The sequence below is a fragment of the Leyella lascolaii genome, assembly GCF_900079775.1.
GTDB lineage: Bacteria > Bacteroidota > Bacteroidia > Bacteroidales > Bacteroidaceae > Prevotella > Prevotella lascolaii.
The window spans coordinates 379,711-398,969 of sequence record NZ_LT556038.1 but is presented as its reverse complement, the minus strand read 5'-3'; the positions used below and the strand labels follow the sequence as shown (position 1 = coordinate 398,969).

At 53.6% G+C, this 19,259-nt stretch carries 15 protein-coding genes; 6 read left to right on the top strand and 9 right to left on the bottom strand.

What is annotated here, in order from left to right; translation table 11 throughout:
* Positions 1-2 precede the first annotated feature (2 nt).
* Positions 3-1,160 carry a mechanosensitive ion channel family protein gene (locus BN4609_RS07510; RefSeq protein WP_068855974.1) on the top strand — a complete coding sequence of 386 codons (1,158 nt, stop codon included), beginning with the start codon at positions 3-5 and terminating at the stop codon, positions 1,158-1,160.
* Between the two features lie 113 nt (positions 1,161-1,273).
* On the opposite strand, the gene BN4609_RS07505 is transcribed toward BN4609_RS07510, so the two are convergent.
* The gene (locus BN4609_RS07505) at positions 1,274-1,861 is read right to left on the bottom strand and encodes a hypothetical protein (protein ID WP_068855972.1); all 588 of its coding nucleotides are present in this window, start codon (positions 1,859-1,861) and stop codon (positions 1,274-1,276) included.
* Between the two features lie 12 nt (positions 1,862-1,873).
* Positions 1,874-2,353, bottom strand: coding sequence for an RNA polymerase sigma factor (locus tag BN4609_RS07500; RefSeq protein ID WP_021992763.1), 480 nt, complete (start codon positions 2,351-2,353; stop codon positions 1,874-1,876).
* Positions 2,354-2,845: 492 nt separating this feature from the next.
* Here BN4609_RS07500 and BN4609_RS07490 point away from each other — a divergent pair, with 492 nt between their 5' ends.
* The gene (locus BN4609_RS07490; RefSeq protein ID WP_068855970.1) at positions 2,846-4,240 is read left to right on the top strand and encodes an NAD(P)/FAD-dependent oxidoreductase; all 1,395 of its coding nucleotides are present in this window, start codon (positions 2,846-2,848) and stop codon (positions 4,238-4,240) included.
* A gap of 144 nt (positions 4,241-4,384) precedes the next feature.
* On the opposite strand, the gene BN4609_RS07485 is transcribed toward BN4609_RS07490, so the two are convergent.
* The 7 genes from BN4609_RS07485 to BN4609_RS07450 form a co-directional block, all read right to left on the bottom strand.
* On the bottom strand, positions 4,385-6,118 hold the full coding sequence (locus tag BN4609_RS07485; protein ID WP_068855962.1) for an acyl-CoA dehydrogenase family protein: 1,734 nt from the start codon (positions 6,116-6,118) through the stop codon (positions 4,385-4,387).
* A gap of 5 nt (positions 6,119-6,123) precedes the next feature.
* Positions 6,124-7,164: an electron transfer flavoprotein subunit alpha/FixB family protein gene (locus tag BN4609_RS07480; protein WP_068856362.1), complete on the bottom strand. Its 1,041-nt coding sequence runs from the start codon at positions 7,162-7,164 to the stop codon at positions 6,124-6,126.
* Positions 7,165-7,256: 92 nt separating this feature from the next.
* Positions 7,257-8,126, bottom strand: a complete 870-nt coding sequence (locus BN4609_RS07475; protein WP_068855960.1) for an electron transfer flavoprotein subunit beta/FixA family protein — start codon at positions 8,124-8,126, stop codon at positions 7,257-7,259.
* Positions 8,127-8,338: 212 nt separating this feature from the next.
* The gene (locus BN4609_RS07470) at positions 8,339-8,986 is read right to left on the bottom strand and encodes a SprT-like domain-containing protein (protein ID WP_068855958.1); all 648 of its coding nucleotides are present in this window, start codon (positions 8,984-8,986) and stop codon (positions 8,339-8,341) included.
* A 12-nt stretch (positions 8,987-8,998) separates the two neighbouring features.
* Positions 8,999-9,547, bottom strand: a complete 549-nt coding sequence (locus BN4609_RS07465; RefSeq protein WP_068855956.1) for a peroxiredoxin family protein — start codon at positions 9,545-9,547, stop codon at positions 8,999-9,001.
* 949 nt (positions 9,548-10,496) lie between these two features.
* Complete coding sequence (locus tag BN4609_RS07455) at positions 10,497-11,969, bottom strand: energy transducer TonB (RefSeq protein WP_068855952.1); 1,473 nt, start codon at positions 11,967-11,969, stop codon at positions 10,497-10,499.
* A gap of 258 nt (positions 11,970-12,227) precedes the next feature.
* A complete protein-coding gene (locus tag BN4609_RS07450; protein ID WP_021992368.1) occupies positions 12,228-12,575 on the bottom strand; it encodes a MerR family transcriptional regulator in 348 nt (115 codons plus the stop codon).
* 113 nt (positions 12,576-12,688) lie between these two features.
* Between BN4609_RS07450 and alaS the strand changes: the two genes are divergently transcribed.
* The 4 genes from alaS to BN4609_RS07430 all read left to right on the top strand — a co-directional run bounded on the left by alaS (position 12,689) and on the right by BN4609_RS07430 (position 19,257).
* On the top strand, positions 12,689-15,310 hold the full coding sequence (gene alaS, locus BN4609_RS07445) for an alanine--tRNA ligase (RefSeq protein WP_068855950.1): 2,622 nt from the start codon (positions 12,689-12,691) through the stop codon (positions 15,308-15,310).
* A 256-nt stretch (positions 15,311-15,566) separates the two neighbouring features.
* Entirely contained in the window at positions 15,567-16,811 is a 1,245-nt protein-coding gene (locus BN4609_RS07440; protein WP_068855948.1) for an MFS transporter, read from the top strand.
* A gap of 106 nt (positions 16,812-16,917) precedes the next feature.
* Complete coding sequence (gene dnaG / locus BN4609_RS07435) at positions 16,918-18,888, top strand: DNA primase (protein WP_068855946.1); 1,971 nt, start codon at positions 16,918-16,920, stop codon at positions 18,886-18,888.
* Between the two features lie 36 nt (positions 18,889-18,924).
* Positions 18,925-19,257, top strand: coding sequence for a 6-carboxytetrahydropterin synthase (locus BN4609_RS07430; RefSeq protein WP_021992365.1), 333 nt, complete (start codon positions 18,925-18,927; stop codon positions 19,255-19,257).
* Positions 19,258-19,259: the final 2 nt, after the last annotated feature.

The window sequence follows — 19,259 nt, the reverse complement described above, 5'->3', positions numbered from 1 at the left end:
ATATGTACGACATTGTAATCCAGACCGAACAGCTCTTCGCACATGCCGGAATGACAGGACAGACACTCATGCTCGCAAGCCGCATGGCTGTGGCTCTGGTTGTTCTCGGAGCCGCGTGCGTCATCTATCTCCTGTGCCACAGGCTCATCGTTCCGCTCATGGTGCGCATGGCGGAGAAGACAGTGATGGAGTGGGACGACATTCTGCTCAACGAGAAAACGCTCCGCGCAGCCTCACATATAGTGCCCGGACTCTTCGTGTGGATGTTTCTGCCCGACGTGTTCGCCTCCTACCGTTCCGTGCCTGAGATTCTCTCGCGTGCCACAGCCTTCTATGTGGTGCTCATGTCCATGCGCCTCTGCATAGCGTTCATCGACTCGTTCAAGGGTTTCGAGGGCGAGCGGCGCACGGCGAAGCAACAGTATTTCCACACCTTCTGCGGTGTGCTGAAGATAGCAATCATCTTCATCTCTGTCATAGTGATGCTTGCCGTGGTGATAGGACGCAGTCCGCTGACGCTCCTTGCCGGTCTGGGAGCCACGTCGGCGATACTCATGCTCGTGTTCAAGGACACCATCACAGGACTCGTTGCGGGCGTACGGCTTACGAGCAACGACATGCTTCACAAGGGCGACTGGATAACTGTGCCGGGCACTGAGGTGAACGGCATAGTGGAGGACATGACGCTCACCACGGTGAAAGTGCGCAACTTCGACAACACAACGCTCACTGTCTCGCCGCTGACTCTTGTCGACGGCTCGTTCCAGAACTGGATGTCGATGAGCGAGGGAGGCGGACGAAGGGTGAAGCGCATGGTGTTTTTCGACTTCCACAGCATACGCATGGCTGACGACGGTATGAAGCGCAGACTCTCGGAGAAGTATGGCATGAAGGAGGAAGAGATGAAGGGAGACGTAGTGAACATGACTCTCTTCCGACGGTATGTTGAACGCTGGATGGGCTCGCGCGACGATGTGAACACCGGAATGACTTTCTTCGTAAGGCAGCTTGAGGCTACCAACACCGGACTTCCGTTGGAGTTCTACTTCTTTCTCAAGCAGAAGGAGTGGAAACCTTACGAGCATCATCTCGCAGCGATAATGGAATATGTATACGCCATTGTGGAGGATTTCGGACTGAAGATATACCAGCGCGTGTGAATTGAGGCTGCCGCACCCTGCAAACCATGACATGACACCGGCATGCAGCCGCTTGTCTGTTGTGCCGCATGCCGGTGGAGTGAGAGGAATTCATGTGCGCTTGGGGTGACGTATCATTCCGGCTGCCCGTCGGTAAGCTCCTCTATCTGCTGTATAAGTTCGTTCAGCGCGCGCTTCTTTTTCCTGTACATTATTATTCCAAGGCACAGTCCGACGCAGAATCCTGTGATTCCTCCTACGGCAAAAGAGTTGGGAGGCATCTCCAGAATGCCGAACTCTATGAACATCCACGCCACGATGACACACAGCACAGGTATGCTCACGCGCAGCCAGAGAGCGTTGAGGCGTGTCACACGGACAAGTCTTCTGCCTACGGTGACAAGCTTCTCGCTGCCCATGGTAGCTGAGTCCAGTCCGCGGTGCGAATAGAATGTGTATGCCACGGCGGCTATCATGTACAGTTCCATTGCTGCTGCGAGGGCTACGGATATCCTGTCGTGACAGATGAGCATCCACAGCATGAACGGCATCACAGCCGCCGCGAACAGTATGAGCAGCATCCTGTCGCGTAAGAAACTTCCCATTTCTTTCTTTATCACTGTGCGCATCATTCTCTCGCTCACCATCTGTTCCTTGTCAAGTTTCTCTTTGAGCAACGCCACCTGGGCGCGCATCATCTCCAGTTCGTTGTTGTTTTCCATCTTCTTGCAGTTTCAGTTGTTAGACATTTGTTTAAGTTCCTGACGTATGCGGTACAGCCTCACCGACACGTTCTTTGCCGTTATGCCCACTATGTCGCCTATTTCCTCGTAGCTAAGGTCCTCGAGCCACAGCAGCACAATGGCGCGGTCGAAGGGTTTCAGGCGGTGGATGCGTTCGCGCAGCATGCGTATCTGCCGTGTGTCGTCGTCGTTGTCCTCATACAGGTTTGCCTCCATCGTAAGCCTCACGGTGGGTCTGCGCTTGCGTTTCCTGCCGCTGCTTATGCAGGTGTTAAGGCTTATCCGCCATATCCATGTGGACATGTCGCTCGACTGGCGGAACTGTCCGAGTCCGTTCCATATGTTCAGAAGCACTTCCTGAAACAGGTCGTCGGCGTCTTCGGCGTTGTCTGCGAACATGTAGCACACGGTGTATATGACGCTCTTGTTGCGGCTGACGATACGTTCGAATTCTTTTTCTGATACTTCCATTTTGTCTATGTTTGAACGTTACTGCAAGTTAGACGCAAAGTTATTAAGAAAAACTACACCGTCGGGAGAATATTTTTGTAATATCTGAAAAGTTTATGTTTCCGGACCACATTATTGTTTTAAAACTCTTATTTTTTGTCTCTGAACTGTTACGAACCATATTTTATCAGTATCTTTGCATAAGAAATGCTTCGGCTCGGCAGTGTCAAGTCCGGTAAAACTGCGTTTTCCCGTCTTGCCGTTGCCCTCGCCTTGCAATTTCTTTGCATAAGAAATGCTGCACTCGGGAAACAGAGAGCAAGCTCTCTTTCCTCTCGTTTGCAATTTCTTTGCATAAGAAATGCTTCGGCTCGGCAGTGTCAAGTCCGGTAAAACTGCGTTTTCCCGTCTTGCCGTTGCCCTCGCCTTGCATCATCTTTGCATCGTATTAAACATATAGAATGGAACTCCGACGGGTATGTCGGGGCATAGGAAATTTAAACGTTAAGTGCTATGAGTGTCAATATTCAGAGAAATGAGAAAAAGCGTATTGTGATTGTCGGAGGAGGATTCGGCGGTCTTCGCCTCGCTACAGAGCTCCGCAATTCAGGCATGCAGGTGGTTCTGGTGGACAGAAACAACTATCATCAGTTCCCGCCTCTGATATATCAGGTTGCCTCGGCGGGCATCGAGCCCGGGCAGATATCGTTTCCTTTCAGAAAGATATTCCGTGGTAAGGACGACTTCTATTTCCGTATGGCAGAGGTGCGTGCCGTCTTTCCGGAGAAGAAAATCATACAGACGTCTATCGGAAAGATGGAGTATGACTATCTTGTCTTTGCCGCCGGCACTACAAGCAACTTTTTCGGAAACAGCAATATAGCCGATGAGGCAATGCCTATGAAGACCGTCGCGGAGGCTATGGGACTGCGTAACGCGCTGCTGAGCAATCTTGAACGCGCGCTGACATGTGCCACGGAGGAGGAGCGTCAGGAGCTGCTCAATGTGGTGATTGTGGGCGGCGGCGCCACGGGAGTGGAGATTGCGGGTGCTCTCTCGCAGATGAAACGCTACGTGTTGCCTTACGATTATCCTGACATGGACGCTTCGCTGATGCATATCTATCTCATCGAGGCAGGCGACCGGCTGCTTGCCGGCATGTCGAAAGACTCCTCGGAGAAGGCGAAGGAGTTCCTTGAGAGCATGGGAGTGGAGGTGTGTCTCGGAAAGATGGTGACCGACTACCGCGACCGCAAGGTTGTAATGAAGGACGGAATGGAGATTCCCACCCGTACGTTCATATGGGTGTCGGGTGTCAGGGCGAACACCATCACGGGCGTGGACGGCGAGTATCTCGGACGAGGACAGCGCATCATCGTGGACGAGTACAACCGTGTGAAGGGCATGAAGGACGTGTTCGCCATCGGCGACCAGTGTCTGCAGACGTCAGACCCGGCATATCCCGGCGGTCATCCACAGCTCGCGCAGGTTGCCATACAGCAGGCGAAGAACCTTGCGCGCAACATAAGGAAGATAACGGCAGGCGACAATGAGGGTCTCACACCGTTCATATACAACAATCTCGGTTCGATGGCTACCATCGGAAGGAATAAGGCTGTGGCTGAGATAGGCAAGTTCCACTCGCAGGGTTTCCTTGCCTGGGTGCTGTGGCTCGTGGTTCATCTGCGCTCCATTCTCGGCATACGCAACAAGCTTATGGTGTTTCTCAACTGGCTGTGGAACTATGTCACCTATGACGACTCGATAAGAATGATAGTCTATGCCACCAAACCGAAGGAGGTGAGGGAGCGTCTTGAGCGTGAGCGTGTCACCCATCTGGGTACCGATATGCTCGCTGAGGCTGAGATGCTGAGAAAGCAGAAGGCTGAGGAAGAGTCGCAGTCGTAGGCAGTGACGGCATTTGGCATTGCGCGGAACCGCCCGTTCCGCACAATAGCGGAATGTACTACGGTTCGCATGATATATAAAACAAATGAGCCGCTTTCCTTTTTATGACAGGAAAGCGGCTCGTTCTTTTGTATCTTAACGTTATTATTCTTCCGTCTCAGCTTCCTTTTCCGCCTGACGGTAGTATTCAAGGTCCTCTGCGCGCAGACTCTTTATGAAAGAGTGGTGAGCGTTGACCTCAGCCTCGGCATAGCGTACATACACGTTGGCACTCTTCTCGAAGAGCTGCGGTGAGCGTGTTGCGTCGTCGAGGATGAGCAGTGACATGATGGTGTCTGCCGTCATCTCGTACAGCCTGCGTGCCACGAAGTCCTGCAGTTCCTGGCTTCCTGCCTCCTTCACAGCGTTCACGGCGTCCTCCAGTTTCTCTGCCATGAGAGCCACGCGCACCTTCAGAGCCTTCATGCTGTCGGCTACCTCGCGCTCCAGCATGTCCTTTATCATGCCCATGTAAGTGCCGTTGGTGATGTAGCGTATGGCGGCAACCACCTGCAGCTGTGTCGTTCCTTCATAGATGGAGAAGATGCGCGCGTCGCGGTAAAGACGCTGGCACTTGTACTCCATGATGAATCCCGAGCCTCCGTGAACCTGTATCGCGTCGTATGCGTTCTGGTTGGCGTACTCGGAGTTCATGCCTTTTGCCAACGGAGTGAAGGCGTCGGCAAGCCGTGCGTACTTCTTTTGCTCCTGACGCTCTTCGGCTGTCAGTTTGCGCTCGCGTGCTATGTCGTCGAGAGCTTTGTATATGTCGACGTATCTTGCAGTCTGATACAGTATGCTGCGACCGGCGTCGAGCTTGGCCTTCATACGCGAGAGCATGTCGTATACGGCAGGGAACCGGATGATGGCTGTGTCGAACTGCTTGCGGTCTTTTGCGTAAGAGAGAGCCTCGTTGTATGCAGCCTGGCTCACACCTACCGACTGTGCGGCTATGCCCAGACGCGCTCCGTTCATCAGAGCCATGACATATTTGATGAGACCCATGCGTGTGCTGCCGCACAGCTCAGCCTTCGCGTTCTTGTATACAAGCTCACATGTGGGCGAGCCATGTATTCCCAGCTTGTGCTCTATGTGGCGTACGGTCACACCGCCCTGGTTCTTGTCGTATATGAACATGGACAGTCCGCGACCGTCATGAGTGCCCTCCTCGGAGCGTGCGAGCACGAGATGTATGTCAGAGTCGCCGTTGGTGATGAATCGTTTCACTCCGTTGAGCAGCCAGCAGCCGTCTTTCTCGCTGTATGTAGCCTTGAGCATCACGCGCTGGAGGTCGGAACCGGCGTCCGGTTCGGTAAGGTCCATACTCATGGTCTCGCCTGCGCATACCCTCGGAATGTATTTCTGGCGTTGCTCCTCACTGCCGAACTCATAGAGAGTCTCTATGCAATCCTGCAGCGACCAGATGTTCTGGAAGCCTGCGTCAGCAGCTGAAATGATCTCGGAAGCCATGGAGTATGGCGTTATAGGCATGTTCAGTCCGCCGTAACGGCGCGGCATCGAGATGCCCCACAGTCCTGCCTTGCGTGTGGCGTCGAGGTTCTCGTATGTCTTGGATGCGTAGTGCATGCGTCCGTCCACGAGGTGCGGTCCCTCAAGGTCGACGTCCTCGCTGTTTGGTTCGATGATGTTCGCTGCGATGTCACCTGTTATCTCGAGCACGTTCTTGTAGTTCTCGATGGCGTCGTCGTGGTCTACCGGCGCGTCCTCATACTTGTCCTTGTCTTCGAAGTTGCGCTCCTTGAGCTCTACGACGCGCTTCATCTCCGGATGATTGAGATAGAAGTCGAACTCCGGATGATCTGTATAATAATTAGCCATTTTGTTTACTTGCTGTTCTGTTTGTAATATTTGATTAATTTGGGAACCACTTCCTCCACCGTACCGTTGATTACATAGTCTGCAATCTTGTTGATGGGAGCGTCGGGATCGCTGTTTATCGAGATGATGATTCCGGAGTCCTGCATGCCGGCAATGTGCTGTATCTGTCCGGATATGCCGCATGCTATGTACACTTTCGGGTGTACCGTCACGCCCGTCTGTCCTATCTGGCGGTCGTGGTCTATCCATCCTGCGTCCACGGCTGCGCGGCTTGCGCCTACCTCACCGTGCAGTTCCTTTGCCAGTTTGAACAGCATGTCGAAGTTCTCTTTGCTTCCCACACCGTAGCCTCCAGCCACAACGATGGGCGCGCCTTTGAGGTTGTGCTTGGCGGCTTCAACGTGGCGGTCGAGCACTTTCACCACGAACGCCTCGGCTGAGACATATTTTGCCACTTCAGGATAAACCGTCTCGCCCTTTGCCTTGCCTTCGTAGAGAGCCTTCTGCATCACTCCGCTGCGCACGGTAGCCATTTGCGGGCGGTGGTCAGGGTTTACAATCGTAGCCACGATGTTGCCTCCGAATGCCGGACGAATCTGATAGAGAAGGTTGTCGTAGTGCTTGCTGACCATCCCGCCGTTCACTTTCACCTTCGTGTCGTAGTCGCCTATCTCAAGCTGTGTGCAGTCTGCTGTGAGTCCGCTTGTGAGAGATGACGACACTCTCGGACCGAGGTCGCGGCCTATCACGGTAGCTCCCATGAGTGCGATTTGCGGTTTCTCCTCCTTGAAGAGGTTCACCAGAATGTCTGTATGAGGTGCTGATGTGTATGGGAACAGACCTTCGGCGTCGAACACAAAGAGTTTGTCAACACCGTAGGGCAGAATCTGCTGCTCCACTTCGCCCTTTATGCCGGTTCCGGCGACTACGGCGTGAAGCTCCACACCGAGTCTGTCAGCCAGCTTGCGGCCTTTTGTGAGCAATTCCTGAGATACTTCGGCTACTGTAGTGCCTTCTATCTCGCAATATACAAATACGTTGTTCATATATTCTTGTTTGTCTTTTGAGCCGGGCATACGGTGTCTTCCGTCTTGCCGTATGCCTTACAGCGTTTGTTTTTTACTGCTTAGGATGAATGTTATCCAATGATTTTCTCTTCCAGCAGTTCCTTCACCAGTCCTTCGATGTCAGTGTCGCTGCTGCTCAGTGTCTTGCTTTCCTTAGCCTGGAACACAATGTTCTTCACTGCCTTCACCTTTGTAGGCGAGCCGCTGAGTCCGCATTGTGCGGGGTCGCCGTCTACGTCGGCGACCGACCATTGGTTCAGAGTGAGATAAGGCCGTTCGTCATACAGATAGTTGTACTTGTTGTCGGCTGTACGTTCCATGGGTGCTGTGGCGCGCTTGTATTTCATCATCAGTCTCGCGTTGCACGGACGGCAAGGGTCTGCGCTTCCCGTAACGGTGACGACGAGGGGCATCGGAGCCTCCACTGTCTCCACGCCTCCGTCTATGTGGCGGCGTATGGTGAGTGTTCCGTTCTCGCATTTCAGTATTTCCTCAGCGTATGTCACCTGCGAGAGTCCCAGCTTCTGTGCCACCTGCGGACCCACTTGTGCGGTGTCGCCGTCGATGGCTTGGCGTCCTCCGATGACGATGTCCACACCGCCGATTTTCTTTATTGCCGTCGCGAGGGCATAAGATGTGGCGAGTGTGTCGGCTCCTGCGAACAGACGGTCGGTCAGCAGCCAGCCTGTGTCAGCTCCGCGATAGAGTCCCTGTCGTATGATTTCGGCAGCGCGGGGAGGACCCATGGTCAGTATTCCTACGGTAGAACCCGGGTTCTGCTCTTTCAGACGCAGAGCCTGCTCAAGTGCGTTCAGATCCTCCGGATTGAAGATTGCGGGCAGCGCCGAGCGGTTGACTGTTCCTTCGGCAGTCATGGCGTCCTTGCCCACGTTTCTCGTGTCGGGTACTTGCTTGGCAAGTACAACAATTTTCAAACTCATAGTATAGTGATAATAAATTGTATGATTTCAACTCGCAAAAGTAATAACTTTTTGATAGCCAACCAAATTAACACATTTAAAAAATGTGTAATCGGCAGGCTTCTCCGGGTTGTGGCGGGGTGTGTAAGGGCGTGGGGCGGTGTCGGCGGAGCGTGGATTATGTCTGTGTATGCCCTGTCTGTCTGACAGGTTTTCCGTTCTTCGTTTATTCGTTATATGTCAACCATTGTTCCACATGCAATCTTTTCATCAAACACTTCGCGCTTTACCTTGCGCGCGCGGAGCGACCTTACGGTGGTGAAATCGGAGAAGAACGGGTCGGTGGAGACAAACCATGCGCGTTGTGTGGCGTCTGCGGCGTTTTTTAGCCGTGATTTCAATTGTGCGGCATAGCGCGGGTTGACCACCGTGAGAAAACATTCGCCGCGGCTGTTCTCCAATGCGAGAACCAGTCGCGGGCGTCTGTCGTTGTGTGGTGCGGCTGTTTTCCTGCCGCGCATGGATGCTGACACGCTGATGTCCCATCCGTGGCGCGTGTTCAGTCTGTTCATGATGCTGCGGAACACGCTGCCGTGCGGCGCATCGTCGCGTATGCCTTTCCATGCTATATAATAATGTATCATCTCGTGCAGGAGCACTGTCTGCATCTCACGTTCGGTGCAGTCGTAGTATGTGCTCAGACGTATCGCAAAGTCGGATAGCCTCCATCCCGTGAGCGTACGCCTGCGCCTGCACGACATCGAGCCGAGTCTTGTGCGCGAGTTGCCCAATGCCAGCCGTGGCAGAGGCAGCTCTCCGTTGAAGTATTGGCGGTTGAACGTGTCGAACCACGCTCTCATATGTTCTCTTGTAGGTGTCATGCCTGACGTCCGTCATTCGGCAGGCGAGAGCTGTCCGAGTGCTTTCTCTATCTTCTCAGACATCACCGTGCCCAGCACAACCTTACCTTCCTTGTCGATGAGATACAGTGTCGGTATCCAGTTCACCTTGTAGGCTTTCGACACCTCAGTGGTTTTCCACTTCTTCAGTTCGCTCACCTGTGTGTACTTTATGCCTTGTTTCTTCAGCATGGCGGTCCAGTTGTCCTTGTTGTCGTCGAACGATACGCCCAGGAAAACGATGCCGCGGTCCTTGTATTTCTCGTACATCCGTTTCATGTTCGGTATGTCCTTTATGCAGTCGGGGCACCATGAAGCCCAGAAGTCGAGCACCACATACTTGCCGCGGAAGTCGCTCAGGCTCACGGTCTTGCCCTCTGGAGTCTTCAGACTGAATTCGGGCGCCTTCGTACCTGTTACGAGCAGTTCGGTGGCATACTTCGCGTCATCGTCCTGTATGGCAAGATTCTGCGCGCCTGTTGTGCCGTAAGGCATCGCCGCCATTGCCGCGGCAAACGCCAGAGTTATAAACATCCTTTTCATTTTTTCTTCTTTTTATTTTCTGATAATCATTATACGCCCTGCGCGATTGTTTTGAGATGCGGCAAGGCGGGTGCGATAATATCTTGCATTATATTGCCTGGTGCGGCTTGTCTTATGCAAAGATAATGCAAGGTGAGTGCAACAGCAAGGCGGAGAAACGGAGTTTCTTCAGACTTGATACTGCCGAACCGATGCTTGTCTTATGCAAAGATAATGCAAATGAGAGGAAAGAGAGCTTGCTCTTTATTTCCCGAGTGCAGCTTATCTTATGCAAAGATAATGCAAATGAGAGGAAAGAGAGCTTGCTCTTTATTTCCCGAGTGCAGCTTATCTTATGCAAAGATAATGCAAATGAGAGGAAAGAGAGCTTGCTCTTTATTTCCCGAGTGCAGCTTATCTTATGCAAAGATACGACATAGGATTCATACTCCAAAGGAATAACAATTAAAAGATACAAAGTCAGCCTTGTTATGCATGAATATTCATCCGGCACCGTATATTTATGCAAGGCGTACGTGCTGAACTCCGCGAGAGTGCCAATGGAATTGACGGAAAGCGTTTCTGACGCGAAAACGCGGGTTTTGAGGCGTTGTGCGTAATGCTCTGACTGTTTGTGACTTATACTGTTCCGACATCCGTAACGGTAAAAATGACGCTGCGAAAGAGGCTTTTCCGCACTGCGAAAGAGGCTCTTTCGTGGCATGAAGAGCACTCTTCGGCAATGCGTAACGGGCTTCCCCACAGTGCAGGAAAGCCCGTTTGGCAGACCGTCGGCGACAAAAACGGTCACGGATATGTATTTTCATGCAATGCAGATGCGGTTTTGCGGCGTTTCCGTTTCTGTTTCGCGGTTTTTCTTTGTCAATATTTTTTACTTCCGTTTCCGTATATTTATACAATGTGTAGCAGCCACGCCATGCACGTGCTCCGGCTCCGCCATGCCGCAGTATTAGTAGCCCGTGTCGCTGAAAAGCCAGTCGAGAGGATAAGTGTCGCGCATTCTGTCCCTGTATTCATAGAACTCCGCCGCCGCGCGCCTGTTCTCCTTTCCGCTGAGCGAAGGGTCTTTCAGCGGAGCCATGCATGCCATGCTGTGCACCGCCTTGCGCCGTTGCTCCTCTCCTTCCGGCATTTCAGCCAATGCCTTCATCATCCTTTCAGCCATCCTCCTGAGCTGGCTGCTTGCTCCGGCAGCCGTCTTTTCCAGATAGCCGGTCTCCGCCCGGCGTCCGTCGCGCAGTCCTATCGCCATGGCTTTGAGCGCGTAGAGGTTGAGCGTGTCAGCCATGTCGGGACGTCCCATCACTATCTCCCGTCTGAGTTCCTTTATCTTGCTGTGTGTGCCCAGCACCCTTGCGCTTATTATCACATTCTTTGCTATGAGATAGTCCATAGCCTTGTTCACGTCGGTATAGTCCACGGCGTTTCTCAGCACCTTGCGGTCCTCGGTCGAGAGCTGCCTCATCTGCTCCCCGTCGGAGAGAAGCTCGTCCATCTGTCGGAGCGTGAGCCGCTTGATGAGTTGCTCCGTCTGATACTGTCTGTCGGTCCCGATGAGCGGCACGGCTATGTCCTTCGTCCTTATCTTCTCGTCGAGCAGGTCGGTCAGTCCGTCGTATGCGGCGCGCGCCATACGCGGCAGTCCCGCCTCGTCGAACGCCAGAGCCTTCTGCAGGGCGAGCGCAATCTCGTTCTTCCCGTTGTATCCCGGTCTCGGATAGTCGTGTCCCGTCTTCTTCCCGTCGTGCCTGTACAGGTTGAGCTTGCCGTATTCCTTCAGTGCTGTCTTTGCGAGAATGGTAGCCTGATGATAGTTCTTGTCGGATAGCCACAGCCTTGTCATGGCGATGGTGCTTGCCGCGTGCAGCGGTGTCAGCACCGTTATCTGCCCGATATCCTTGATAGCCTCCCTCAGTGTCGCGGCTTTCATTCCCGACGAATACCTTTTTCCGAAGTCTGAGTATTTTCTTGTCTTTTCTATCAGAGGCGCCACGTGGTATGGCAGGTTGAGGTAAGGGTCGAACAGCAGCAGGGTGTATCTGAACTCCGTGTTCACCGGTCTGTTGTTCAGATAGGCTGGATACCACCTCGGCATGTTCAGTATGAGCCTCTCAATCTCCCTTGCCAGCAGCGGGTGCACGTCCTTCATTATCTTCACGTCGGACGTTGTGCCGTCGGCGCGTATGACGAAGCTCACCGGCACTTCGGGCTCGAAGTCGGTGCGCCACGCCGCTGCTGGATATCTGAAGTTTTCTGCCACATACATCGGCAGCCCTTCATCCACGCTTCCCGGAAACACCGGAGCTATGTCCACATGCCTGTATATGTCGCCCGGCGCTATCGTGTCGGTCGGGTTGTGTGCTGATGCGGCGGTGCGGAAGAAAGACATCAGCATGAGCAAAGGCAGTATGTATTTCTTCATAATGGTTTTGTTTTATTGTCAGACAACTGGTGTTTACGTCACGAATTTACGCATATAAGTCTGTATCATAAAGGGAAAATCCCTATCATCGGTTAGGGTTATCCCTATTTGCGGCATTCCTCCGCCGTGCGGTCATGGCTTTCTTCGGCAGCGGCTGCCGCATGCCCTCGCGCCTGATGGGGCTTCTGTGTGTGATGGAAGCAAAAAGGCGGCAGGATGTCCCGCCGCCTTATGGGTTGTCGGACATGACGCCCCGCGTCACACAAGTCCGTCTATCTGTTTCTTTATTTCCATCAGCTGGTCGCGCACAGATATGAGCGTGTCGAGCACGTCGGCACTCTTGTCCACTCCGCTGCGGTTCTGGTTTATCATCTTCCGGGCTGCGGCAATCTTGAATCCCCGCACCTTCACCAGATTGTAAATCAGTTTTATCTGCTCGATGTCCTTGTCGGTGTACTGCCTCCCTTTCTGTCCTTTTATCTTGGGATTGAGGTGCGGAAACTCCGTTTGCCAGTAACGCAGGGTGCATTCCCTTACACCTATCATCTGCGCCACCTCCTTTATTGAATAATACAGCTTCAGATTCTTGTTCGGATTTAATACCATTGACGGCGTGTTTTTATTAAACAATGATTAATTTATTTGCAAAAATAATCAAAAGGAAGTATCTTTGCAAAACTTTTTGTAAGGAATTGGAAAATTAAAACAATATATATAACATGATGACAGCTAACGAAATCCGCGACTCGTTCAAGAAGTTTTTCGAGTCGAAGGGACATACCATCGTGCCGTCCGCGCCGATGGTGATAAAAGACGACCCTACGCTGATGTTCACAAACGCCGGAATGAACCAATGGAAGGATATCATCCTCGGCACCCGCGACCCCGAACCGCGCCGCCGCGCAGACTCGCAGAAGTGCCTGCGTGTGAGCGGAAAGCACAACGACCTTGAGGAGGTGGGACACGACACATACCATCACACCATGTTCGAGATGCTCGGCAACTGGAGCTTCGGCGACTACTTCAAGGAAGAAGCCATCGACTTCGCGTGGGAATATCTCGTCGACGTGCTGCATATTTCGCCCGAAGACCTCTACGTGACGGTGTTCGAGGGCTCGCCGGAGGAGGGCATCGCACGTGACGAGGAGGCTGCCAGCTTCTGGGCGAAGCACGTGCCGGCAGACCATATCATAAACGGCAACAGGCACGACAACTTCTGGGAGATGGGCGACACAGGTCCGTGCGGACCGTGCTCGGAGATTCATCTCGACTCGCGCACGCCCGAGGAGAAGGCAAAAGTGCCCGGACGAGAGCTCGTGAACAAGGACAATCCGCAGGTGATAGAGATATGGAACATCGTCTTCATGCAGTTCAACCGCAAGGCTGACGGCTCGCTCGAGCCGCTGCCCATGCATGTCATAGACACGGGAATGGGTTTTGAGAGACTCGTGCGCGCGCTTCAGGGCAAGCACTCCAACTACGACACTGACGTGTTCCAGCCCATTATAAAGGAGATAGAGCGCATCACCGGACTGAGATACGGCGATAAGGAGGATACCGACGTGGCTATGCGCGTATGCGCCGACCACCTGCGCGCCGTGGCGTTCTCCATTGCCGACGGTCAGCTGCCGGGCAATGCGAAGGCTGGATACGTCATCCGCCGCATACTGCGCCGCGCCGTACGCTACGCCTACACGTTCCTCGGACAGAAAGACGCGTTCCTCTACAGACTCATGCCGGTGTTCATCAACGAGATGGGAGAGGCTTATCCGGAGCTCCCCGCACAGCGTGAGCTCATCGGAAGGGTGATGAAGGAGGAGGAGGACTCGTTCCTGCGCACTCTCGAGAAGGGCATCAGCATGCTCAACGGAGCGATGGACGAGCTGAAGGCTCAGGGCAGGACGCAGCTCGACGGTGTGCAGGCTTTCCGCCTGTTCGACACCTACGGCTTCCCGCTCGACCTCACAGAGCTCATCTGCCGTGAGAATGGCTACACCGTGGACGAACGGCAGTTTGACGAGGAAATGCAGAAACAGAAAGCCCGCGCACGCAACGCCGCTGCGGTGGAGAACAGCGACTGGGTGGTGCTGGGCGAAGGAGAGCAGCAGTTTGTGGGCTATGACTATACCGAATATGAGTGCCACATACTCCGCTACCGTAAGGTGACGCAGAAGAAGAACACCTTCTACGAACTCGTGCTCGACTATACTCCGTTCTACGGAGAGATGGGCGGACAGGTGGGAGACCGTGGTGTCATCGTGAGCGAGAACGAGACTGTGGAGATTGTAGACACCAAACGCGAGAACGGACAGAGCGTCCACATAGTGAAGGAATTGCCTGCCGACGTGTCGGCTGACTTCATGGCGTGTGTCGACACCGACAAGCGCGACGCCAGCGCAGCCAACCACACCGCCACACACTTGCTCGACTACGCCCTCAAGCAAGTGCTCGGCGACCACGTGGAGCAGAAGGGCTCGTTTGTGTCTGACACCACCCTGCGTTTCGACTTCTCCCATTTCCAGAAGGTGACTGACGAGGAACTGCGCAAGGTTGAGCGTATGGTGAACGACATGATACGCCAGGACATTCCGCTCGACGAGCACCGCGACACTCCGTTTGAGGAGGCGAAGAAACTCGGAGCCATAGCTCTCTTCGGCGAGAAATACGGCGACAGGGTGCGCGTGGTGCGTTTCGGACCGAGCTGCGAGTTCTGCGGAGGCATCCACGCCTCGTCAACCGGACGCATAGGCATGTTCAAGATAATAAGCGAGAGCAGTGTGGCAGCCGGCATAAGGCGCGTGGAGGCAAAGACGGGAATAGAGTGTGAGAACCTCATTTACGCCATGGAGGACAGCGTAAGGGCTATACGCGCGCTGTTCAACAACGCAAAGGACCTGAAGGGAGTCATCGGTAAATACATCGAGGAGCACGACTCCATGAAGAAAGACATAGAACGCTACATAGCCGAAGCGGTGGATGCTGCCAGAAAGAAGCTTGTAGACAACGCGCGCGTCGTGGGTGGCGTGAAGGTGGTGAGCGCGGTGCTGCCCATTAAGGCGGCTGCCGTCAAGGATCTGGTGTTCAGAATACGTCAGGACATTCCGCAGAACCTGCTGTGTGTCATCGGCTCTGTAGACGACGGCAAACCCATGCTCAGCGTCATGCTTAGCGACGACATGGTGAGCGAACACAAGCTGAACGCAGGACAGATGGTGCGTGAGGCAGCCAGGCTAATCAACGGTGGAGGTGGCGGTCAGCCGCATTTCGCCACGGCGGGAGGAAAGAACGCCGACATGCTTTCGGCTGCCGTAGACAAGGTGATAGAGCTTGCCGCGCTCTGACACTTTGTGTTCCGACTCACATTATTATATATATGTATGATACTACGGGACGTCTTCATTACATGTGAAGGCGTCCCTTATCTTTTCATATTATTCGTCCTGTTCTTTTGCCTGTGGCGATTTTTGCTTAACTTTGCACCCGGATAACGTTCTGGTAAGCCTACGCACTGCCACCGACGGTACGTGCCGTTAATGTACGGATGGCGACGGTGCGTCGTCAGTCAGTACACTTACCGCATTGATAAAATAAAAGACTATGGCAAAAGACAAACTGTTCACACGGAGTTATGTATGTATCCTTGCTGCCAACTTCCTCCTGTTCTTCGGCTTCTGGCTTCTTGTGCCTGTGCTGCCGTTCTATCTCAAGGAGACATACGGGTGTGAGGAGATGATTATCGGAGCCGTACTCAGCTGCTATACGGTGAGCTGTCTTTGCGTCAGACCGTTCTCCGGATTTCTCATGGACCGCTTTCCGCGCAAGCCGATATACATCCTCTGCTACTTCGTGTGCGTGATGATGTTTCCCGCCTACACCGCAGCCGCGGCAATATCGTGGTTCATCGCTCTCAGGGCATTGCACGGTGTGGCGTTCGGAGGAGTGACCGTCGGAGGCAACACTCTGTGTGTCGATATAATGCCGAGCAGCCGCCGGGGTGAGGGACTGGGCTATTACGGACTGACAAACAACATCGCCATGGCACTCGGTCCTATGACCGGACTGTTCATGCACGACCATTTCACTTACATACAGATATTCATCAGCGGCATGCTCGTGAGTGTGGCAGGCTTCGTCTGTGCCGTTGCGGTGAAGGCGCGGATGCCGGAGTCGCTGCGCGCACGCCGCCAGATGGAGGCTGCGGGAGACACTCCCGCACCACAGGTGACGCGCAAGCTGTCGCTCGACCGGTTCATTCTGCTCAAGGGCATCCCCGTAAGTGTGTCGCTGTTTCTTCTTTCCATACCATACGGAGCTACAACCAACTTCGTCGCAATGTACGCCCGCGAGATTCATATCACCGCTCCTGCCGGACTGTTCTTCACGTTCATGGCGCTCGGAATGGGAGCGTCGCGCATCGTGGCAGGCAAGAAGGTGGACCGCGGATACATCACACAGTGCATACACGTGGGCTATTATCCTGTCATAACAGCCTTTTTCATGCTCAGCATGTGCCGGTTCGTGGCTCCAGCCGACATCATCGTTGCGACGGCAATGTTCTATACGGTGCCTCTGTTGCTCGGCGCAGGCTTCGGCATAATGTTCCCGGCGATGAACTCCCTGTACATCAATCTTGCGCCGAACAACCAGCGAGCCACCGCCACAAGCACCTATCTCACCGCCTGGGACGTGGGCATAGGCATCGGAATCGCAGGCAGCGGCGTGATAGCTCAGCACTTCACGTTCTACATGGTATATCTCATCGGCTCGGTGCTTTGCCTCATATCGCTGCTCTTTTTCACAATGCGGGTCACTCCTCATTACTACCGCAACCGGCTCAGGTGACCGCATCGCTCGTCCGGAGCGGTTATGATGCGTATTGGGAGGCGTCCTGTTTTTTATTCGCGGCAACCGTTGTATAATGAAAAAAAATATGTAACTTCGCATCATAATGATAGACAGGGCTACAGTCGAAAGAATAATGGAAGCCGCGAACATAGTGGACGTGGTTTCGGAGTTTGTCACGTTGCGCAAGAGCGGAGCCAACTACAAGGGGCTCTGCCCGTTCCATGACGAGAAGACTCCGTCTTTCCACGTGTCTCCGTCGCGCGGAATATGCCATTGTTTCGGATGCGGAAAGGGGGGAAACGCGGTGGGTTTCATCATGGAACACGAACAGATGACCTATCCCGAGGCACTGAGATGGCTCGCCGCAAAATATCATATCGAGATACAGGAACGCGAGCTCAGCGATGAGGAGAAGAAGGAACAGAGCGAGCGCGAGAGTATGTTCATCATCAACGAGTGGGCTTCAGGCTACTTCGAGGACATCCTTCACAACAATGTCGACGGTGTGGCCGTGGGCATGCAGTACTTCCGCAGCCGTGGATTCAGGGACGATATAATAAAGAAGTTCCGCCTCGGTTTCGACCTGAACAACCGTTCCGCCCTGGCGTCTGCGGCTATCTCAAAAGGCTACAATCAGGATTTTCTTGTAAAGACGGGTCTTTGCTACAAGACCGAACGGGGTGAACTGATCGACCGTTTTGCCGGTCGCGTCATCTTTCCGTGGGTCGGCATAAGCGGAAAGACCGTCGGTTTCGGCGGCAGACTGCTCGATTCGCGCACCAAGGGAGTCAATCAGAAGTACGTGAATTCGCCCGACAGCGACATCTATCATAAGGACCGGGAACTCTACGGCATCTATCAGGCGAAGAAATCAATAGCGAAGGAAGACCGTGTATATATGGTGGAGGGCTACACCGACGTCATTTCCATGCATCAGTGCGGCATAGAGAACGTCGTGGCAAACTCGGGAACGGCGCTCAGCATGCACCAGATACACATGCTCCACCGCTTCACTTCCAACATCACATTGCTTTACGACGGTGATGAGGCTGGCATACACGCGGCTTTGCGCGGTACTGACATGCTCCTCTCAGAGGGCATGAACCTGAAGGTTCTGCTCCTTCCCGACGGCGATGATCCCGACAGTTTCGCGCGCAAACACACCGCATCAGACTTCAGAAACTACATCGAGGAGAACCAGACAGACTTCATCCGCTTCAAGACGAAGCTTATGCTCGACGGCGAGACCGACCCTCTCAAACGCTCGGAAGCCATCAACTCGGTGGTGAAAAGCATATCGCTCGTGCCCAACCAGATACTCCGCGACACTTACATACACGACTGTTCCGTGACGCTCGGCATCAATGAGACGACGCTCATCAACACTATGAACAAGTTCATCAGAAGCGGCAGGGAGGACAAACCGGCTCTTCTGCGCAATGAAAGCCTCTCGGATGAGGCTCGCAAGCAGCAGATGGTGAGCGTCACGGCGCAACAGGTGTCGGGTGTGGAGGAACTTCTCATAGGTGCGGTGATACGTCATGGAGAGGAGATAATATACGACAACGTGGAGAGCGAGGACGGTTCGGTCATCAGTCTGAACGTCGCCCAGTATGTAGACTACAATCTCGGCGTCGACGGACTCGGCTTCAGCAATCCGCTATTCGCGCGCATTCTCTCCGAGGCTGTGGCGCACTCGTCTGACAAGGGATTCGTAGCCGAACAGTATTTCATTCATAATGACGATATAGAGATAAGCAGGACAGCCACCAGACTGAGCATTGACGAGCTGCAGTTTCTTGCAAAGGACAATGGCGGAGAGGAGCCGAAGTCGGAGAAAGAGCTGCAGGTGGAGGAGGAAGAGCGTATCGCCCGTCTGCGCGGACAGGTGGAACATCTGCTCAACGACTTCCGCATGGACTATCTGGACAAACGCCTGCGCCGTCTGCAGACCGACATAACGGCTGCCGTGAACGACGCCGGTCGCATGCGGGAGCTTATGGAAGAATACAAGAACGTGCACAAACTGCGCGGTCAGCTTGCCAAGGTGCTCGGTAAGAACATCGTTGTGTGAGCCGATGAACATATAAAACAATAAATCAGAAATAAAATGTATTACATAGAGAAAACATTCGAAGTGTCGGCAAGTCACCATCTTACGCTTTCTTATGAGAGCAAGTGTACTGCCGTGCATGGCCACAACTGGAAGATAACGGTGATGTGCAAGTCGCGCGAACTCAATGCCGACGGCATGGTGGCAGACTTTACCCATGTGAAGAACAGGATAATGGACATGCTCGACCATAAGGACATCAACAGCGTGCTGCCGTTCAATCCCACTGCAGAGAACATCGCTTTCTGGATTGTCTCACAGATACCCAAGTGCTACAAGGCTGTCGTTCAGGAGAGCGAGGGCAACGTCGCGATATACGAAAAGGACTGAGC

Excerpts from the sequence above, each read along its gene's own strand:
- BN4609_RS07455 (WP_068855952.1), bottom strand. The coding sequence starts at position 11,969 with ATGAAGAAATACATACTGCCTTTGCTCATGCTGATGTCTTTCTTCCGC.
- BN4609_RS07470 (WP_068855958.1), bottom strand. The coding sequence starts at position 8,986 with ATGACACCTACAAGAGAACATATGAGAGCGTGGTTCGACACGTTCAAC.
- alaS (WP_068855950.1), top strand. The coding sequence starts at position 12,689 with ATGATGACAGCTAACGAAATCCGCGACTCGTTCAAGAAGTTTTTCGAG.
- BN4609_RS07465 (WP_068855956.1), bottom strand. The coding sequence starts at position 9,547 with ATGAAAAGGATGTTTATAACTCTGGCGTTTGCCGCGGCAATGGCGGCG.
- BN4609_RS07490 (WP_068855970.1), top strand. The coding sequence starts at position 2,846 with ATGAGTGTCAATATTCAGAGAAATGAGAAAAAGCGTATTGTGATTGTC.
- BN4609_RS07430 (WP_021992365.1), top strand. The coding sequence starts at position 18,925 with ATGTATTACATAGAGAAAACATTCGAAGTGTCGGCAAGTCACCATCTT.
- BN4609_RS07505 (WP_068855972.1), bottom strand. The coding sequence starts at position 1,861 with ATGGAAAACAACAACGAACTGGAGATGATGCGCGCCCAGGTGGCGTTG.
- BN4609_RS07510 (WP_068855974.1), top strand. The coding sequence starts at position 3 with ATGTACGACATTGTAATCCAGACCGAACAGCTCTTCGCACATGCCGGA.
- BN4609_RS07500 (WP_021992763.1), bottom strand. The coding sequence starts at position 2,353 with ATGGAAGTATCAGAAAAAGAATTCGAACGTATCGTCAGCCGCAACAAG.
- BN4609_RS07475 (WP_068855960.1), bottom strand. The coding sequence starts at position 8,126 with ATGAGTTTGAAAATTGTTGTACTTGCCAAGCAAGTACCCGACACGAGA.
- BN4609_RS07480 (WP_068856362.1), bottom strand. The coding sequence starts at position 7,164 with ATGAACAACGTATTTGTATATTGCGAGATAGAAGGCACTACAGTAGCC.
- BN4609_RS07450 (WP_021992368.1), bottom strand. The coding sequence starts at position 12,575 with ATGGTATTAAATCCGAACAAGAATCTGAAGCTGTATTATTCAATAAAG.
- dnaG (WP_068855946.1), top strand. The coding sequence starts at position 16,918 with ATGATAGACAGGGCTACAGTCGAAAGAATAATGGAAGCCGCGAACATA.
- BN4609_RS07485 (WP_068855962.1), bottom strand. The coding sequence starts at position 6,118 with ATGGCTAATTATTATACAGATCATCCGGAGTTCGACTTCTATCTCAAT.
- BN4609_RS07440 (WP_068855948.1), top strand. The coding sequence starts at position 15,567 with ATGGCAAAAGACAAACTGTTCACACGGAGTTATGTATGTATCCTTGCT.